General features: G+C 70.4%; 17 protein-coding genes. 15 read left to right on the plus strand and 2 right to left on the minus strand.

The features are described 5' to 3' along the window. Positions 1 to 69: 69 nt before the first annotated feature. Positions 70 to 555: a glutaredoxin family protein gene (locus H9L41_RS18790; protein WP_051318772.1), complete on the minus strand. Its 486-nt coding sequence runs from the start codon at positions 553 to 555 to the stop codon at positions 70 to 72. A 188-nt stretch (positions 556 to 743) separates the two neighbouring features. Here H9L41_RS18790 and H9L41_RS18795 point away from each other — a divergent pair, with 188 nt between their 5' ends. The 5 genes from H9L41_RS18795 to H9L41_RS18815 all read left to right on the plus strand — a co-directional run bounded on the left by H9L41_RS18795 (position 744) and on the right by H9L41_RS18815 (position 6,116). Further along, positions 744 to 1,616, plus strand: coding sequence for a Rossmann-like and DUF2520 domain-containing protein (locus tag H9L41_RS18795; RefSeq protein WP_028445113.1), 873 nt, complete (start codon positions 744 to 746; stop codon positions 1,614 to 1,616). Beyond that, on the plus strand, positions 1,613 to 2,311 hold the full coding sequence (gene tsaA, locus H9L41_RS18800) for a tRNA (N6-threonylcarbamoyladenosine(37)-N6)-methyltransferase TrmO (protein WP_028445112.1): 699 nt from the start codon (positions 1,613 to 1,615) through the stop codon (positions 2,309 to 2,311). Before H9L41_RS18795 ends, tsaA begins: the two co-directional genes overlap by 4 nt. Then, positions 2,308 to 4,392, plus strand: a complete 2,085-nt coding sequence (gene recG, locus H9L41_RS18805; RefSeq protein WP_034606133.1) for an ATP-dependent DNA helicase RecG — start codon at positions 2,308 to 2,310, stop codon at positions 4,390 to 4,392. Before tsaA ends, recG begins: the two co-directional genes overlap by 4 nt. Positions 4,393 to 4,584: 192 nt before the next feature. Then, positions 4,585 to 5,325 (plus strand): substrate-binding periplasmic protein, encoded by a 741-nt coding sequence (locus H9L41_RS18810; protein WP_028445110.1) that lies wholly within the window; start codon positions 4,585 to 4,587, stop codon positions 5,323 to 5,325. Further along, positions 5,322 to 6,116, plus strand: coding sequence for an NUDIX hydrolase (locus H9L41_RS18815; protein WP_028445109.1), 795 nt, complete (start codon positions 5,322 to 5,324; stop codon positions 6,114 to 6,116). Before H9L41_RS18810 ends, H9L41_RS18815 begins: the two co-directional genes overlap by 4 nt. 191 nt (positions 6,117 to 6,307) lie before the next feature. Here H9L41_RS18815 and xseA read toward each other — a convergent pair whose 3' ends face one another. After that, complete coding sequence (xseA, locus tag H9L41_RS18820; protein ID WP_034606280.1) at positions 6,308 to 7,651, minus strand: exodeoxyribonuclease VII large subunit; 1,344 nt, start codon at positions 7,649 to 7,651, stop codon at positions 6,308 to 6,310. 342 nt (positions 7,652 to 7,993) lie between these two features. Between xseA and H9L41_RS18825 the strand changes: the two genes are divergently transcribed. The 10 genes from H9L41_RS18825 to H9L41_RS18870 all read left to right on the plus strand — a co-directional run bounded on the left by H9L41_RS18825 (position 7,994) and on the right by H9L41_RS18870 (position 14,626). After that, entirely contained in the window at positions 7,994 to 8,602 is a 609-nt protein-coding gene (locus H9L41_RS18825) for a MotA/TolQ/ExbB proton channel family protein (protein ID WP_028445108.1), read from the plus strand. Between the two features lie 2 nt (positions 8,603 to 8,604). Beyond that, complete coding sequence (locus H9L41_RS18830; RefSeq protein ID WP_028445107.1) at positions 8,605 to 9,018, plus strand: ExbD/TolR family protein; 414 nt, start codon at positions 8,605 to 8,607, stop codon at positions 9,016 to 9,018. A 160-nt stretch (positions 9,019 to 9,178) separates the two neighbouring features. Further along, positions 9,179 to 10,195 (plus strand): tetraacyldisaccharide 4'-kinase, encoded by a 1,017-nt coding sequence (gene lpxK, locus H9L41_RS18835; RefSeq protein ID WP_028445106.1) that lies wholly within the window; start codon positions 9,179 to 9,181, stop codon positions 10,193 to 10,195. Further along, positions 10,176 to 10,361, plus strand: coding sequence for a Trm112 family protein (locus tag H9L41_RS18840; protein ID WP_028445105.1), 186 nt, complete (start codon positions 10,176 to 10,178; stop codon positions 10,359 to 10,361). The genes lpxK and H9L41_RS18840 overlap by 20 nt, the downstream gene beginning before the upstream one ends. Then, complete coding sequence (gene kdsB / locus H9L41_RS18845; protein ID WP_028445104.1) at positions 10,358 to 11,125, plus strand: 3-deoxy-manno-octulosonate cytidylyltransferase; 768 nt, start codon at positions 10,358 to 10,360, stop codon at positions 11,123 to 11,125. Before H9L41_RS18840 ends, kdsB begins: the two co-directional genes overlap by 4 nt. Positions 11,126 to 11,207: 82 nt before the next feature. After that, positions 11,208 to 11,864 (plus strand): adenylate kinase, encoded by a 657-nt coding sequence (adk, locus tag H9L41_RS18850; RefSeq protein ID WP_028445103.1) that lies wholly within the window; start codon positions 11,208 to 11,210, stop codon positions 11,862 to 11,864. Positions 11,865 to 12,000: 136 nt separating this feature from the next. Beyond that, positions 12,001 to 12,621, plus strand: a complete 621-nt coding sequence (gene trhA / locus H9L41_RS18855) for a PAQR family membrane homeostasis protein TrhA (protein ID WP_028445102.1) — start codon at positions 12,001 to 12,003, stop codon at positions 12,619 to 12,621. A gap of 92 nt (positions 12,622 to 12,713) precedes the next feature. Then, positions 12,714 to 13,055 (plus strand): SRPBCC family protein, encoded by a 342-nt coding sequence (locus H9L41_RS18860; RefSeq protein ID WP_187523537.1) that lies wholly within the window; start codon positions 12,714 to 12,716, stop codon positions 13,053 to 13,055. Further along, positions 13,049 to 13,288 carry an SRPBCC family protein gene (locus tag H9L41_RS18865; RefSeq protein WP_187523538.1) on the plus strand — a complete coding sequence of 80 codons (240 nt, stop codon included), beginning with the start codon at positions 13,049 to 13,051 and terminating at the stop codon, positions 13,286 to 13,288. The genes H9L41_RS18860 and H9L41_RS18865 overlap by 7 nt, the downstream gene beginning before the upstream one ends. Before the next feature lie 78 nt (positions 13,289 to 13,366). Then, the gene (locus H9L41_RS18870; protein WP_028445100.1) at positions 13,367 to 14,626 is read left to right on the plus strand and encodes a 6-phosphofructokinase; all 1,260 of its coding nucleotides are present in this window, start codon (positions 13,367 to 13,369) and stop codon (positions 14,624 to 14,626) included. Positions 14,627 to 14,690 lie beyond the last annotated feature (64 nt).

A 14,690-nucleotide genomic window follows, 5' to 3' on the forward strand; every position in this document is an offset into this window, starting at 1 on the left:
CAGGCCAACGCAGCAAAACGAAACCCCGCCTCGGCGGGGTTTCGTTCGTCTGCGGCAGGCAGCGCCGGCTTACTTGCCCGCTGGCTGCCTGATGGTCGGATCGGCCGTCTTGGGGTAGCCGGCCTGGTCGAGCGCCGCCGCCCAGCTGGTGTCCTGGAAGCCCTTGAGCGCCGTGTCGCCGACCTGCAGCACCGGCACCACCACGTCGCCGGCCAGCTTCTTGAGCTGGTCGTAGTCGCCGGTGCTGGCCTGCGGATTGCGCAGCGCGTAGGGCACGCCGCGCTTGCCCAGCAATGCGCGCGCATTGTCGCAGGGTTCGCCGCAGTTGTTGCTCCACAGCGTGATCGGGTTCTTGCGCATCGCCTCGCGGGTGATGAAGTTGCCGCCGCTGGTGGTGATCACGTTGGCCTTCACGTCCTTCTCCTTGACCTGCTGGCCGGGCGGCGGCTGGTCGGAAAAGATCACGTTGCCGTTGGCGTCCTTCCATTGGTAGACCTTGGCGGCGAAGCCGAACGGGGCGGCCAGTAGCAGGGCGATGAGCAGGGCGGACTTCATTTGGTGCGGCTCCGGCAAGCGATTGCATCGAAAAAATGACATTGGATTATAAGCCAAGCACGGCCCCGCCGGCAAAATCCTTCAGTTAAACAATCGTTTCCGTCCGGCGCGCCGCCGACGTACGGTGCGGCGCCGTACCGCCGCGGCCCGCGTGCGATAATCGCCCGCTCTTTCAGCGATACGACCGCATGCCGCTTCCCACGTTCAACCTGATCGGCCCGGGCCGCCTGGGCCGCACGCTGGCCCGGCTCTGGCACGACGCCGGCCTGCTCGCCGTCGCCCGGCTGGTCGGCCGCGACGCGCACGGAATCGCCGCCGCGCGCGATTTCATCGGCGCGGGCAGTCCGGCCACGCTGGACGCGCTCGAGCCGGCCGACTTCACCCTGATCGCCACGCCCGACGACGCGCTGGCCGCCACCGCCGCGGCCCTGGCCGCCGGCGGCGCGGTCCGCCCCGGCGACGTGGTGTTCCATTGCAGCGGCGCACTGCCGAGCGAGGCGCTTGCCCCGGTCCGCGCCGCCGGCGGCCTGGTCGCCAGCGTGCATCCGCTCAAGTCCTTCGCCGATCCGGCCCGGGCGATCGCCGATTTCGCCGGCACCCGCTGCGGCTGCGAAGGCGACGCAGCGGCGCTGGCGCGGCTGGCCCCGCTGTTCGACGCGATCGGCGCGCAGCGCTTCGCGCTCGACCCGGCCGGCAAGACGCTCTATCACGCCGCCGCGGTGCTGGCCTGCAACGACCTGGTCGCGTTGATGGACGCCGCGCTGCGCTGCATGGCTGCCGCCGGCGTGCCGCGCGAGACCGCCTGGCCGGCGCTGCGGCCGTTGATCGACGGCACGCTGGCCAACCTCGACCGGCTCGCTCCGGCCGAGGCGCTGACCGGCCCGGTCGCGCGCGGCGACGCCGCCACCGTGGCGCGCCAACTGGCCGCGACCACCGTGCTCGATCCGGCCGTCGGCGAGGCCTACCGCGCGCTCGGCGCGCTGGCGCTGCGGCTGGCGGCGCCGACGCTGCCGGAAGGGCGCGCCGACGCCGTCGCGCAGGCGCTCGGAGCCGCGCCATGAGCGGCTGGACGCTGCAGCCGATCGGCCTGATCGAAAGCTGCTTCAAGGAAAAATTCGCCATCCCGCGCCAGCCCGGCCTGGTGCCGTCGGCCGAGGCCACGCTGCGGCTGCTGCCGCCCTATGACAGCGCCGAGACGGTGCGCGGGCTGGAGGCCTTCAGCCATGTCTGGCTGGTGTTCGTGTTCCACGGAACCGCGGCGCAGGGCTGGCGGCCGACCGTGCGGCCGCCCAAGCTCGGCGGCAACCGCCGCGTCGGCGTGTTCGCCACCCGTTCGAGCTTCCGGCCCAATCCGATCGGGCTGTCGGTGGCGCGGCTGGCCGGCATCGATCTGGACGGCGGCGTGCGCATCCGGCTCGACGGCGCCGACCTGCTCGACGGCACGCCGGTGCTCGATCTCAAGCCCTACCTCGGCTACGCCGACGCGATCGCGGAGGCCGGCAACGGCTATGCCGACGACGGCAGCGCGCCGCTGGCGGTGGCCTTTTCGGCGGAAGCCGAGATCGCCCTCGCCCGCCAGGCCGGCCGGCTGCCTCGGCTGCGTGCGCTGATCGCCGAGGTGCTGGCGCAGGACCCGCGCCCGGGCTACGCCGACGATCCGGCGCGCGAATACGGCATGCGGCTGTACGACCTCGAGGTGAAATGGCGCTGCGACGGCCGGCTGGCCACCGTGACGCGCATCGAGGCGGCCGCATGAGGCCCGACTTCGCCCTGCTGCCCAAGCCGATCGCCAGCCGGCTGGCCAAGCTCGGCCTCAAGCGGCCGTTCGACCTGGTGCTGCACCTGCCGCTGCGCTACGAGGACGAGACCCACCTGTTCCGCATCGTCGATGCGCCGCTCGGCGCGCCGGTGCTGGTCGAGGGCCAGGTGCTGCACGCCGAGGTGACCTTCAAGCCGCGCCGCCAGCTGGTCGCCCGGGTCGCCGACGACTCGGGCGAGCTCAACGTGCGGCTGATCAACTTCTATCCGAACCAGCAGCAGCAACTGGCCGCCGGCCGCCGCGTGCGGCTCTTGGGCGAGATCCGCCGCGGCTTCTTCGGCGACGAGATGGTGCACCCCAAGGTGCGCAGCGTCGGCAACGGCGCCGCGCTGGCCGAGGCGCTGACACCGGTCTACCCGACCGTCAACGGCCTGGCCCAGCCAGCGCTGCGGCGGCTGATCGAGCAGGCGCTGGACAGCTGCGAGCTGAGCGACACGCTGCCGCCGGCGCTGCTGCACGACCTCGGCCTGATGGCCTTCGGCCCGGCGGTGCGGCTGCTGCACCACCCGACGCCCGACATCGCCCAGCGCGACCTGAGCGAGCGCACCCACGTCGCCTGGCTGCGGTTGAAGTTCGACGAGCTGCTGGCGCAGCAGCTGTCGATGCGGCTGGCCTACCGCCGCCGGCGCGACCAGACCGCGCCGGTGCTGCGGCCGGCCGGCGCGCTGGCGGCCCGGCTGGTGGCCGGCCTGCCGTTCGGCCTGACCGGCGCCCAGACCAAGGTGCTGGCCGAGATCCGCCGCGACCTGGCCTCGCCGCACCCGATGCAACGCCTGCTGCAGGGCGACGTCGGCGCCGGCAAGACCATCGTGGCGGCGCTGGCCGCGCTCGACGCGATCGAGGCCGGCTACCAGGTGGCGCTGATGGCGCCGACCGAGATCCTGGCCGAGCAGCACTACAAGAAACTGTCGGCCTGGCTGGCGCCATTGGGCGTCGCGGTCGAATGGGTGGCCGGTTCGCTCGGCAAGAAGCAGAAGGAAGCCGCCATCGGCCGGGTCGAGCGCGGCGAGGCGCGGCTGGCGATCGGCACCCATGCGCTGTTCCAGGATGCAGTGGCGTTCGAGCGGCTCGGCCTCGCCATCGTCGACGAGCAGCACCGCTTCGGCGTGCACCAGCGGCTGGCGCTGCGGCAGAAGGCGGGCGGCACGGCGGCCGAGGGCGGCGAAGCGGCCGACGCGGCGGCGCCCAACCGCGTCGAGCCGCACATGCTGATGATGTCGGCCACGCCGATCCCGCGCACGCTGGCGATGAGCTTCTACGCCGACCTCGACGTCAGCGTGATCGACGAGCTGCCGCCGGGCCGCACGCCGATCAAGACCCGGCTGGTCAACGACGCGCGGCGCGAGGAGATGATCGAGTTCGTCCGCAAGGTCTGCAGCGAGGGCCGGCAGTGCTACTGGGTCTGCCCGCTGATCGAGGAATCGGAGGCGCTGCAGCTGCAGACCGCGATCGACACCCATGCCCAGCTCGGCGAGGCGCTGCCCGAATACCGGGTCGGCCTGGTGCACGGCCGGCTCAAGCCGGCCGAGAAGGCCGAGATCATGGCCGCCTTCGCCCGCAACGAGCTGCAGGCGCTGGTCGCCACCACGGTGATCGAGGTCGGCGTCGACGTGCCCAACGCCACGCTGATGGTGATCGAGCACGCCGAGCGCATGGGCCTGGCGCAGTTGCACCAGCTGCGCGGCCGGGTCGGCCGCGGCGCGCTCGAATCGAGCTGCGTGCTGCTGTACTCGGCGCCGCTGGGCGACCTGGCCAAGCAGCGGCTCAAGGTGATCTTCGAGACCACCGACGGCTTCCTGATCGCGCGCGAGGATCTGCGCATCCGCGGTCCCGGCGAGATCCTCGGCGCGCGCCAGTCGGGCGTGCCGATGCTGCGCTTCGCCGACCTCGAGCGCGACGCCGCCCTGCTCGAGCGCGCGCGCGACGTGGCGGCCGAGCTGCTCGAACGCGCGCCGCAGGTGGTCGACGCCCATCTCGAACGCTGGCTGGCCGGCCGCGAGGAATTGCTCAAGACCTGAACCGCGGACATCTGCAGGAGCGGCTTCAGCCGCGAATCGGTCAGCGTTCCCTGCCGGCCATTCGCGGCTGAAGCCACGCCTACGGCACGGCCCCTGCATCGCCCCGCGCGCCCGCAGCTTCCGTCCCCGCCACAAACACCCGGATCGCCGACTTCTGCGTTATAACGACGGGATCGCTCCGCCCGGCCCACCATGCTCGCCCGACTGCTGATCGCCTGCCTCCTGCTGCTTCCGCTCGCGCACGCCGATGCGCCGCTGCGGATCGGCACCCTGGCGATCGCGCCCTACGGCTACCTCGATGCCTCCGGCGAACCCGACGGCGCGCTCTACCGACTGGCCAACCGCATCGCCGAGCAGGCCGGCCAACCCTACGAAAACGCGCTTTACCCGACCGCCCGGCTCTACGCCATGCTCGAACGCCGCCGGCTCGACCTGGCGATGTCGAGTCGCGACCTGACGAAGGACATGGGCCTGGTGCAACTGGCACGGGTCTGGCAACTTGAGGGTCAGATCCTCTATCGCAAGGCCCTGCCGATCCAACCGACTCAGGCAACCGATTTCCGCCCCTACCTGGTCGGCCGGCTCAACGGCACCTGCCCGCCCTTGCAACGGGCCGGCGTCCCCCTCTATACCGTCGGCGACCTGGCCCAGGGCCTGCGCATGCTGGCCGTCGGCCGCATCCAGGGCCTGTGCGGCGACGCCGGCGCGCTGGGCCAGGCGTTGCGCAGCGAGCCCGCGGCCGCGCAGCAACTGGCGCCGCCGCTGGTGTTCCTGCGCGCCGACGTCCACCTCTATGCCAACCCCGAGCTGCCCGCCGCACGGCAGAACCTGCTGCGCGAGGCGGCCCTGCAGCTCGCCCGCAGCGGCGAGACGGCCCGGCTGATGGCCGGCTACCTGGGCGCCGACAGCCCCTATCCGAGGGAGAAACCATGAACGAGCTGCTGCAGCGCATCGCCGGCTGGCGCGAACGCGTCCCGCGCTTCACTTCGCAGGGCCTGGTGCCCTGGACCGTCGACGCACTGCCGGCCGGCTGGGTGCGGCCCGACCTCGCCGCGCGCATGCTCGACAGCGCGCTGTTCGAGCAGACCTCGGGCGGACTGGCGCTGGCCGACCACCTCGGCGGCCCGCTCGGACGCAGCCGCGCGCTGCAGGCCTTCGCCGAAACGCTGCGCGCCGACGGCTGGATCGACGGCTGGCGCGACGAGGCCTACGACTGGCTCGACGACTGGGGCCGCGTGCGCTTCAGCCTCGAACGCGCCGCCTTCCGCACGCTGGGCCTGTGCAGCCGCGCGGTCCACGTCAACGGCTACCGCGACGACGACACGCTGTGGATCGGCCGCCGCGCCGCCCACAAGGCGGTCGATCCCGGCCGGCTCGACAACCTGGCCGCGGGCGGCATCGCCAGCGGCGAGACGCCCGAGGACACGCTGGTGCGCGAACTGGCCGAGGAAGCCGGCGTGCCGGGCTGGCTGGCGGCGCTGGCGCGGCCGGCGCAGATCGTGCGCACCACCCGGCTCGAACCGGAAGGCGTCCACGACGAACTGCTGTATTGCTTCGACCTGCCGTTGCCGCCCGACTTCGTGCCGGCCAACATCGACGGCGAGGTGGCCGGCTTCGAGCCGATGAAGCTGGCGGAGGCCGCGGCACGGCTCGACGAGATGACCTGGGACGCGGCGACGGTGACGGTGGGATGGATCGAGCGTTGGCTGGATGGGGAGGTGTGAGGGGGTCAGGTGTGAGGTGTTGACCCCATCCCCCTCCCAGCCCTCCCCTTGAAGGGGGAGGAGTGGGGCGCATCGGTCGGGACCGTCGGTGATCGTTCAGTCGTCGCCGACCGACTCCCTCCCCTTCAAGGGGAGGGCCGGGGTGGGGATGGGGTCAACACCTCACACCTAACGCCTCACACCTCACTCCACTAGAACAATGTCCCCTGCTCCACCGGCGCCTCGCTGACCACCGCGCCGGCCTCGCCCCGCGCGAACTTCAACCGCAGCCGCTGCCCGCTGCGCAACTCCGCCGCATCGCGCACCACATGGCCGTCGGCCGTCTCGACCAGGCTGTAGCCGCGCGCCAGCACCGCTTCCGGATTCAAGGCCGCCAGCCGGCCGGCCAGGCCGTCGAGCCTGGCGCCGCGCCGTTCGCCGCCGCGCTGCACCGCGCGCGCCAGCCGCAGGCCGAGTTCGTCCAGCCGCCGCGCCAGCAGCGCCGGATCGGGCCGGCGATGGCCGTGGCGCTGCGCCAGGCCGAGCAGTCGCCAGCGCTTCGCTTCCAGCAGCCGCGCCTGGGCGCGGCGCAGCGCCAGGTCGGCCTGCGCCAGCCGCTCCGCCTGGCCGCGCAAGCGCTCGCCCGGGTGCACCAGCCGGCGCGACAGGAAATCGAGCTTCTGCATCCGTCCTTCGATCAGCCGGCGGAAATCGCGCTGCAGCCGCTGCGCCGCCTGCGCCAGCGCCAGCCGGTGCGCCGCCTGGTCGGGCACGACCAGCTCGGCCGCCGCGGTCGGCGTCGGCGCGCGCAGGTCGGCGACGAAATCGGCGATGGTGAAATCGGTCTCGTGGCCCACCCCGCTGACCACCGGGAGCGCGCTGGCGGCGATCGCCCGCGCCACGACCTCCTCGTTGAAGGCCCACAGATCCTCGATGCTGCCGCCGCCGCGGCAGACGATCAGCACGTCGACCTCGGCGCGCGCATTGGCCCGGCCGATCATCGCCGCCACCGTCTCGGCCGCGCCCTCGCCCTGCACCGGCGTCGGGTAGAGCACCAGCGGAATGCCCGGCGCGCGGCGGCGCAGCGTGCTCAGCACGTCGCGCAGCGCGGCCGCCTTGGGCGAGGTGACGATGCCGATCGCGCGCGGCAAAGGCGGCAGCGGGCGCTTGCGCGCCGCCTCGAACAGGCCCTCGGCCGCCAGCCGCTGCTTGAGCTTCTCGAACGCCTCGTACAGCGCGCCGAGCCCGGCCGGCCGCATCGCCTCGATATTGAGCTGGTAGTCGCCGCGCGCCTCATAGAGCGACACCTGGGCGCGCGCCTCGACCTTGAGGCCCTCGCGCGGCCGGAACGGCAGCAGCGCGGCGCGGTTGCGGAACATCACGCAGCGCACCTGCGCGCTCGCATCCTTGAGCGAGAAATAACAATGGCCGCTGGCCGCCACGGTGAGGTTCGATATCTCGCCGCTCACCCACAGGATCGGCAGCTCGCGCTCGAGCAGGCCCTTGACGGCGCGGTTCAATTCGGCAACCGACCACACCGGGGTCGGGCTTGACATGAGCTCGTTCATTCGGTCTCTACGCGTCGTTCATCCACATTTCGGCCCGGCCGGCGCAAAAATGGTACGGCCGTGACAGAAGCATTACAGCCAATGCTTAAGTAACTGTTTCTGAACGATTATTTTCACAGGTCATTTTTTAGGCAAATCAGCAAAGGGCTTGATCCTAGGCAGCGGCAGCCGCTTTCCCCAAGCTTCTCCACAAACTTATCCACAGGACGTGTGAACAAGCCTTGCGGCCCAGCAGCGACGGGCCTTTCGCCATGCCAAACGAGTAGCCGGCTTGCCGGCCCCCGCGGGGCGGATAAAGTTACGCGGTTTTTCGCTCACGCGGTAGGACTCATGCTCGCCATCATCCAGGCTGCAGGCTGGCCGATCTATACCATCATCCTGGCCTCCGTCATCGCGGTCGCCATCATCATCGAACGCCTGGTCAGCCTGCGCCGCTCGCAGGTGCTGCCCGACGGCCTGCTGGCGCTGACCGTGCAGGAATACAAGCAGAGCGGCGTCACGCCGGACATGCTGTCGCGCCTGCAATCGAACTCCCCGCTCGGCCGCGTGCTGGCCGCCGGCCTCAAGCACGTCAAGAGCTCGCGCGAGATCATGAAGGAAGGCATCGAGGAGACCGGCCGCGCCGTGGCCCATGACCTCGAGCGCTTCCTGACCACGCTCGGCACCATCGCCACCGCCTCGCCGCTGCTGGGCCTCTTGGGCACCGTGATCGGCATGATCGAGATCTTCGGCTCACAGTCGCCCAACGGCGGCGGCAACCCGGCCGCGCTGGCGCACGGCATCTCGGTCGCGCTCTACAACACCGCTTTCGGCATCATCGTCGCGGTGCCGGCGCTGGTGTTCTACCGCCACTTCCGTTCCAGCGTCGACAGCCTGATCGTCGAGATGGAGCAACAGGCGATCAAGCTGGTCGAAGTCGTCCACGGCGAGCGGGGCTGAGCATGAATTTCCGCCGCGGCCGGCAGCGCGAAGAGCCGGAAATCAACTTCATCCCGCTGATCGACCTGATGCTGGTGATCCTCATCTTCCTGATGGCGACCACCACCTATTCCAAGTTCTCCGAGCTCAAGATCAACCTGCCGACGGCCGCCGCCGACAAGCAGGAGGCCAAGACGGTCGAGATCGAGGTCGCCGTGTCGAGCAGCGGCGGCTACGCCGTCAACGGCCAGCGCATCAACTTCACCGATGCCGCCGCCCTGGCGGCCGAGCTGCGCCGCGTCGCCAACGGCCAGGAGCCGGTGATCGTGGTGAACGCCGACAGCAACACCAGCCACCAGTCGGTGATCAACGTGATGGAAGCCGCCCGCCTGGCCGGCTTCGGCCGCCTGACCTTCGCGACGCAAACCCCGCAGTGATGCGCGCTTGCGCGCGCATCACGTGAAACGTGACTCGCCGCTGCGCGGCATCATGTGAAACGTGGTGCGGCGCTGCCGCACTCCAAAAAACCGTGGAAACCTGAGCCGCGCCAGCGGCGAACATCGCGTTTCACTTTTCACGTTTCACGGGGCTTCCAACATGCAAACGCCAGCCTACTGGCAGTCCCGCTTCCCCGCCGCCCTGCTGCTGCCCCTGGCCGCCCTGTTCGGCCTGCTCGCCGCCGTCCGGCGCGCGTTCTACCGGCTCGGCTGGCTGAAGTCCGAACGGCTGGCGGTAGCCGTCGTGATCGTCGGCAACATCAGCGCCGGCGGCGCCGGCAAGACCCCGACCGTGCGCTACCTGGCCGAGCGGCTGCGCGCCGCCGGCTTCAATCCCGGCATCGTCAGCCGCGGCTACGGCGGCCGTGTCGACGGTGTCGCCGAAGTCCCGCCGCAGGGCGATCCGGCCGTCTACGGCGACGAGCCGCTGCTGCTGGCCGCCACCACCCTGTGCCCCGTCTTCGTCGGCCGCGACCGCGTCGCCGCCGGCCGCGCCCTGCTGGCCGCCCATCCCGCCACCGACGTGGTCCTGTGCGACGACGGCCTGCAGCACTACCGGCTGGCGCGCGACGTCGAGATCGTGGTGATCGACGGCGCGCGCGGACTGCAGAACGGCTGGCTGCTGCCGGCCGGACCGCTGCGCGAGCCGGCCTCGCGGCTCGCCGGCGTCGACGCGGTGGTGTTCAACGGCGACGGCGCAGCCGCCCTGCCGCCCCACCCGCGCAGCCACCGCATGGCGCTGGTGCCCGGCGCCGCCTGGAACCTGGCCGAGCCGGCGAAAACGCGGCCGCTGGCCGATTTCGGCGGCCGGCTGGCGGCGCTGGCCGGCATCGGCCACCCCGCCCGCTTCTTCGCCACGCTGCACGCCGCCGGCCTGCGCGCAGTGGCCGAATACCCGTTTCCCGACCACCACGCCTACCGCGCCGAGGACCTGGCGGCCATCGAAGCCGACGCCGTGCTGGTCACCGAGAAGGACGCCGTGAAACTGGCCGGCCTGTCGCTCGGTGGTAACATCTGGGCCGTTCCCGTGGCGGCCGAGCTGTCGCCCGACCTCGCCGGCTGGCTCGTCCAGCGGCTCCTCGACCTGAAGAATTCCCATGGACGCCAAACTGCTTGAAATCCTCGTCTGCCCGATCTGCAAGGGCCCGCTGTTCCACGACAAGTCGAAGCAGGAACTGATCTGCCGCGCCGACCGGCTGGCCTTCGCGGTGAAGGACGGCATCCCGGTGATGCTCGAAAGCGAGGCGCGCGAACTGCCGGCCGACGAGGAAGTCGGCTCGTGAGCTTCGTCGCGCTGATCCCGGCCCGGCTGGCATCGACCCGGCTGCCCGACAAGCCGCTGGCCGACATCGGCGGCAGGCCGATGGTGGTGCGCACCATCGAGCAGGCCCTGAAGAGCGGTGCCAGCGCCGCCCACGTCGCCACCGACGACGCGCGCATCTACGACGTGGTGCGCGCGCACGGCCACTCGGCGCTGATGACGCGCGTCGACCATGCCTCGGGCACCGAGCGGCTGGCCGAAGCGGCCGACCTGCTGGGCCTGCCCGACGACGCCGTGGTGGTCAACGTCCAGGGCGACGAACCGCTGATCGACCCGGCCCTGATCGACGCCGTAGCGCTTATGTTGCAGCGCGACAACAGCCTGCCGATGACCACTGCGTGCCACGTCATTGCTGGGCCGGACGAGATGTTCAACCCCAACGTGGTCAAGGTTGTGCTTGACCACGCCGGACGTGCCCTCTACTTTAGCCGGGCGCCTATTCCCTACGCCCGTGACGCCTTCGCGGCAACCCGCGAAGCGCTGCCACAAGACCTACCCGTCTATCGGCATATCGGCATCTACGGTTACCGCGCCGGCTTTCTGCGCCGCTACCGCACGCTGGCCCCCTGTGCACTGGAGCAATTCGAAGCGCTCGAACAACTGCGCGTGCTCTGGCATGGTCATGCCATCGGCGTCGCCGTGATGGATCACGCCCCCGCAGCGGGCGTCGACACTGCGGCCGACCTCGAACGCGTGCGGCAGCACTGGGCCCGCATGCAGGGCTGAAGCCGCAGCAGCACCCGCCACGGTCGACGGCCCTGCGCCCGTACCGGATTCGAATCAACCAGAAAACCAGGACCCCCCTTCGATGCGACTGATTCTGTTGGGCGCCCCCGGCGCCGGCAAAGGCACCCAGGCCAACTTCATCAAAGAGAAGTTCGGCATCCCGCAAATCTCCACCGGCGACATGCTGCGCGCCGCCGTGAAGGCCGGCACCCCGCTGGGCCTGGAAGCCAAGGCGATCATGGATGCCGGCGGACTGGTCCGCGACGACATCATCATCGGCCTGGTCAAGGAACGCATCGCCCAGCCCGACGCCGCCAACGGCTTCCTGTTCGACGGCTTCCCGCGCACCATTCCGCAGGCCGACGCGCTGCGCGAAGCCGGCGTCGACATCGACTACGTGGTCGAGATCGACGTGCCGGACGAAGCGATCGTCGAGCGCATGGCCGGCCGCCGCGTGCACCTGCCGTCGGGCCGCAGCTACCACCTGAAGTTCGCCCCGCCCAAGGTCGAAGGCCGCGACGACGTGACCGGCGAAGAGCTGGTGCTGCGCGACGACGACCGCGAGGAGACCGTGAAGAAACGGCTGGCGGTCTACCACGAGCAGACCGAAGTGCTGGTCGGCTACTACGGCGAACTGGCCGCCTCGGGCGACGCCAGGGCGCCGAAGTACGTGAAGATCGACGGCACCGAAGCGGTCGAGACCGTGCGCGACAAGGTGTACGCCGCGCTGGGCGCCTGAGCCCCCGCAGCGATCGGCACAATACGGACAGGCGGGGCGACCCGCCTGTTTTCGTTTGCGCGCGGCGCAACTCGCCGCGCCGCCGGCCGGTCGAAGCGCCTGCCGGCGTACAGCCGGGCCATTGCAAGGAGATCCCGTGTACCGCGGCGAACGTTTCAACAGCATCACCCACCTGGTCGGCACCTGCTTCGCCATCGCCGGCCTCGCCATCCTGGTCACCCTGGCCGGCCAGCAGGGCGATCCGTGGAAGATCGTCAGCTTCAGCATCTACGGCGCCATGCTGGTGCTGCTCTACCTCGGCTCGACCATCTACCACAGCATCCGCCACCCGACGACCAAGGCGGTGCTGCAGAAATTCGACCACTGCGCGATCTACCTGCTGATCGCCGGCACCTATACGCCGTTCGCGCTGGTCAGCCTGCGCGGGCCGTGGGGCTGGACCCTGTTCGGGCTCAACTGGGGGCTGGCGCTGTTCGGCATCATCCAGGAACTGACGCTCGGCCGGCGCACCCGCATCCTGTCGATGATCCTCTACGTGGCGATGGGCTGGCTGGTGCTGATCGCGCTCAAGCCCCTGATCGCCGCGCTGCCGACCGCGGGCCTGGCCTGGCTGGCGGCCGGCGGGGTGATCTACAGCATCGGCATCTACTTCTTCCTCAACGACGAGCGCGTACCGCACTACCACGGCATCTGGCACCTGTTCGTACTCGGCGGCAGCTTCTGCCAGTACATCGCCATCCTGTTCTACGTGGCCTGAACGGGCAGCCGGGCGAGCTGCCGGCCGGCGCGGCGGAGTCGGTAGTTTCAGACTACAATGCGCGCGTTTCCCGCCGCCCGGAGTGCCTGTCCATGTCCCGCCTGATCCCGTTCGCCCTCGCCGGCCTCGCGTTCACCACGGGCCAGGCGGCCGAAAGCGGCATCGAGCTGGCCGTCACGGTCAAGGCGCCGGTCGCCTCGGTGTGGCAGGCCTGGACCACCAGCACCGGCATCACCAGCTTCTTCGCCCCCGAGGCCGAAGTCGAGGCGCGGCCCGACGGCCCGTTCCGCATCATCATCGATCCCTACGCCGCCCCCGGCATGCAGGGCGCCGACGACATGAAGGTGCTGGCGGCCGAGCCGGAGAAGCTGCTGTCCTTCACCTGGAACGCGCCGCCTCACCTGCCCAGGCACGCCAGCAGCGTACCGTGGTAATCCTGCGCTTCGCGCCCGAGGGCGAAGCCGCCACGCGGCTGACGCTGAGCCACCTCGGCTGGGGCAGCAGCGGCGAATGGCCGCAGGCGCGCGCCTATTTCGAAAAGGCCTGGCCCAACGTGCTGGGCCAGCTGCAGCGCCGCTTCGAGACCGGCCAGCCGCAGGACTGGACCGCCTGGCGCGCCCAGCTCAAGCAATGGCACGCCCAGGAGGCGGCCAAGAACAAGCAATAACCCGGCAGGCACCGTGCCGCCGCCAGCGCGATCCGCCGGCGGCGGCCTGACCTGCGTCTTCGTCATCCGGAGCTTCCCATGTCCCTCAAGAATGCCTTCTACGCCCAGTCGGGCGGCGTGACCGCCGTGATCAACGCTTCTGCCGCCGGCGTCATCGAGACCGCCCGCGCCCATTCCGACCGCATCGGCCGCGTCTATGCCGGCCGCAACGGCATCATCGGCGCGCTGACCGAAGACCTGATCGACACCTCGCTCGAGTCGGCCGAGGACATCGCCCGCCTGCGCCACACGCCGTCGGGCGCCTTCGGCTCCTGCCGCTACAAGCTCAAGAGCCTCGACACCCACCGCGAGCAGTACGAGCGGCTGATCGAGGTGTTCAAGGCGCACGACATCGGCTACTTCTTCTACAACGGCGGCGGCGACTCGGCCGACACCTGCTACAAGGTGGCGCAGCTGTCCGAGAAGATGGGCTACCCGATCCAGGCCATCCACGTACCCAAGACGGTCGACAACGACCTGCCGATCACCGACTGCTGCCCCGGCTTCGGCTCGGTCGCCAAGTACGTCGCCACCTCGATCCGCGAGGCCGGCTACGACGTCGCCTCGATGGCTCGCACCTCGACCAAGGTGTTCATCCTCGAGGTGATGGGCCGCCACGCCGGCTGGATCACCGCCGCCTGCGGCCTGGCCGCCGAGGGCGAGGGTGAAGGCCCGCACATCCTGCTGTTCCCCGAGGTCGAGTTCGACGAGGAGGCCTTCCTGGCCAAGGTGCGCGAGACGGTCGAGAAGTACGACCACTGCGTGATCGGCGTGTCCGAGGGCATCAAGAACAAGGACGGCAAGTTCCTCAGCGAGACCGGACTGAAGGACGCCTTCGGCCATGCCCAGCTCGGCGGCGTGGCACCGACCATCGCCCAACTGGTCAAGGACAAGCTCGGCTACAAGTACCACTGGGCGGTGGCCGACTACCTGCAGCGCGCCGCCCGCCACATCGCCAGCAAGACCGACGTCGAGCAGGCCTATGCGCTGGGCCGCGCCGCGGTCGAGATGGCGCTGGCCGGCAAGAATTCGGTGATGCCGGCGGTGCGCCGCCTGGCCGACGCGCCCTACCGCTGGGACATCGCCGAGGCGCCGCTGTCGCAGGTCGCCAACGTCGAGAAGTTCATGCCGCGCGACTTCATCACGCCGGACGGCTTCCATATCACCGAAGCCTGCCGCCGCTACCTGTCGCCGCTGATCGAGGGCGAGGACTTCCCGCCGTTCCGCAACGGCCTGCCCGACTACGTGCGGCTGAAGAACCTGGCGGTGGAGAAGAAGCTGGCGCCGTTCAGCGTCTGATCTGCATCGCGATGCCCGGCACGAGGCCGCCTTCGGGCGGCTTTTTCTTTTTGCACGACCCGGC

The sequence above is a fragment of the Chitinimonas koreensis genome (assembly GCF_014353015.1).
Lineage (GTDB): Bacteria > Pseudomonadota > Gammaproteobacteria > Burkholderiales > Chitinimonadaceae > Chitinimonas > Chitinimonas koreensis.

What these genes read in the sequence shown, in the direction of transcription:
- H9L41_RS18840 (WP_028445105.1), top strand. Translation starts at nt 10,176, where the DNA reads ATGGACGCCAAACTGCTTGAAATCCTCGTCTGCCCGATCTGCAAGGGC.
- adk (WP_028445103.1), top strand. Translation starts at nt 11,208, where the DNA reads ATGCGACTGATTCTGTTGGGCGCCCCCGGCGCCGGCAAAGGCACCCAG.
- tsaA (WP_028445112.1), top strand. Translation starts at nt 1,613, where the DNA reads ATGAGCGGCTGGACGCTGCAGCCGATCGGCCTGATCGAAAGCTGCTTC.
- xseA (WP_034606280.1), bottom strand. Translation starts at nt 7,651, where the DNA reads ATGTCAAGCCCGACCCCGGTGTGGTCGGTTGCCGAATTGAACCGCGCC.
- recG (WP_034606133.1), top strand. Translation starts at nt 2,308, where the DNA reads ATGAGGCCCGACTTCGCCCTGCTGCCCAAGCCGATCGCCAGCCGGCTG.
- lpxK (WP_028445106.1), top strand. Translation starts at nt 9,179, where the DNA reads ATGCAAACGCCAGCCTACTGGCAGTCCCGCTTCCCCGCCGCCCTGCTG.
- H9L41_RS18795 (WP_028445113.1), top strand. Translation starts at nt 744, where the DNA reads ATGCCGCTTCCCACGTTCAACCTGATCGGCCCGGGCCGCCTGGGCCGC.
- H9L41_RS18815 (WP_028445109.1), top strand. Translation starts at nt 5,322, where the DNA reads ATGAACGAGCTGCTGCAGCGCATCGCCGGCTGGCGCGAACGCGTCCCG.
- H9L41_RS18830 (WP_028445107.1), top strand. Translation starts at nt 8,605, where the DNA reads ATGAATTTCCGCCGCGGCCGGCAGCGCGAAGAGCCGGAAATCAACTTC.
- H9L41_RS18870 (WP_028445100.1), top strand. Translation starts at nt 13,367, where the DNA reads ATGTCCCTCAAGAATGCCTTCTACGCCCAGTCGGGCGGCGTGACCGCC.
- H9L41_RS18790 (WP_051318772.1), bottom strand. Translation starts at nt 555, where the DNA reads ATGAAGTCCGCCCTGCTCATCGCCCTGCTACTGGCCGCCCCGTTCGGC.
- H9L41_RS18810 (WP_028445110.1), top strand. Translation starts at nt 4,585, where the DNA reads ATGCTCGCCCGACTGCTGATCGCCTGCCTCCTGCTGCTTCCGCTCGCG.
- H9L41_RS18860 (WP_187523537.1), top strand. Translation starts at nt 12,714, where the DNA reads ATGTCCCGCCTGATCCCGTTCGCCCTCGCCGGCCTCGCGTTCACCACG.
- H9L41_RS18825 (WP_028445108.1), top strand. Translation starts at nt 7,994, where the DNA reads ATGCTCGCCATCATCCAGGCTGCAGGCTGGCCGATCTATACCATCATC.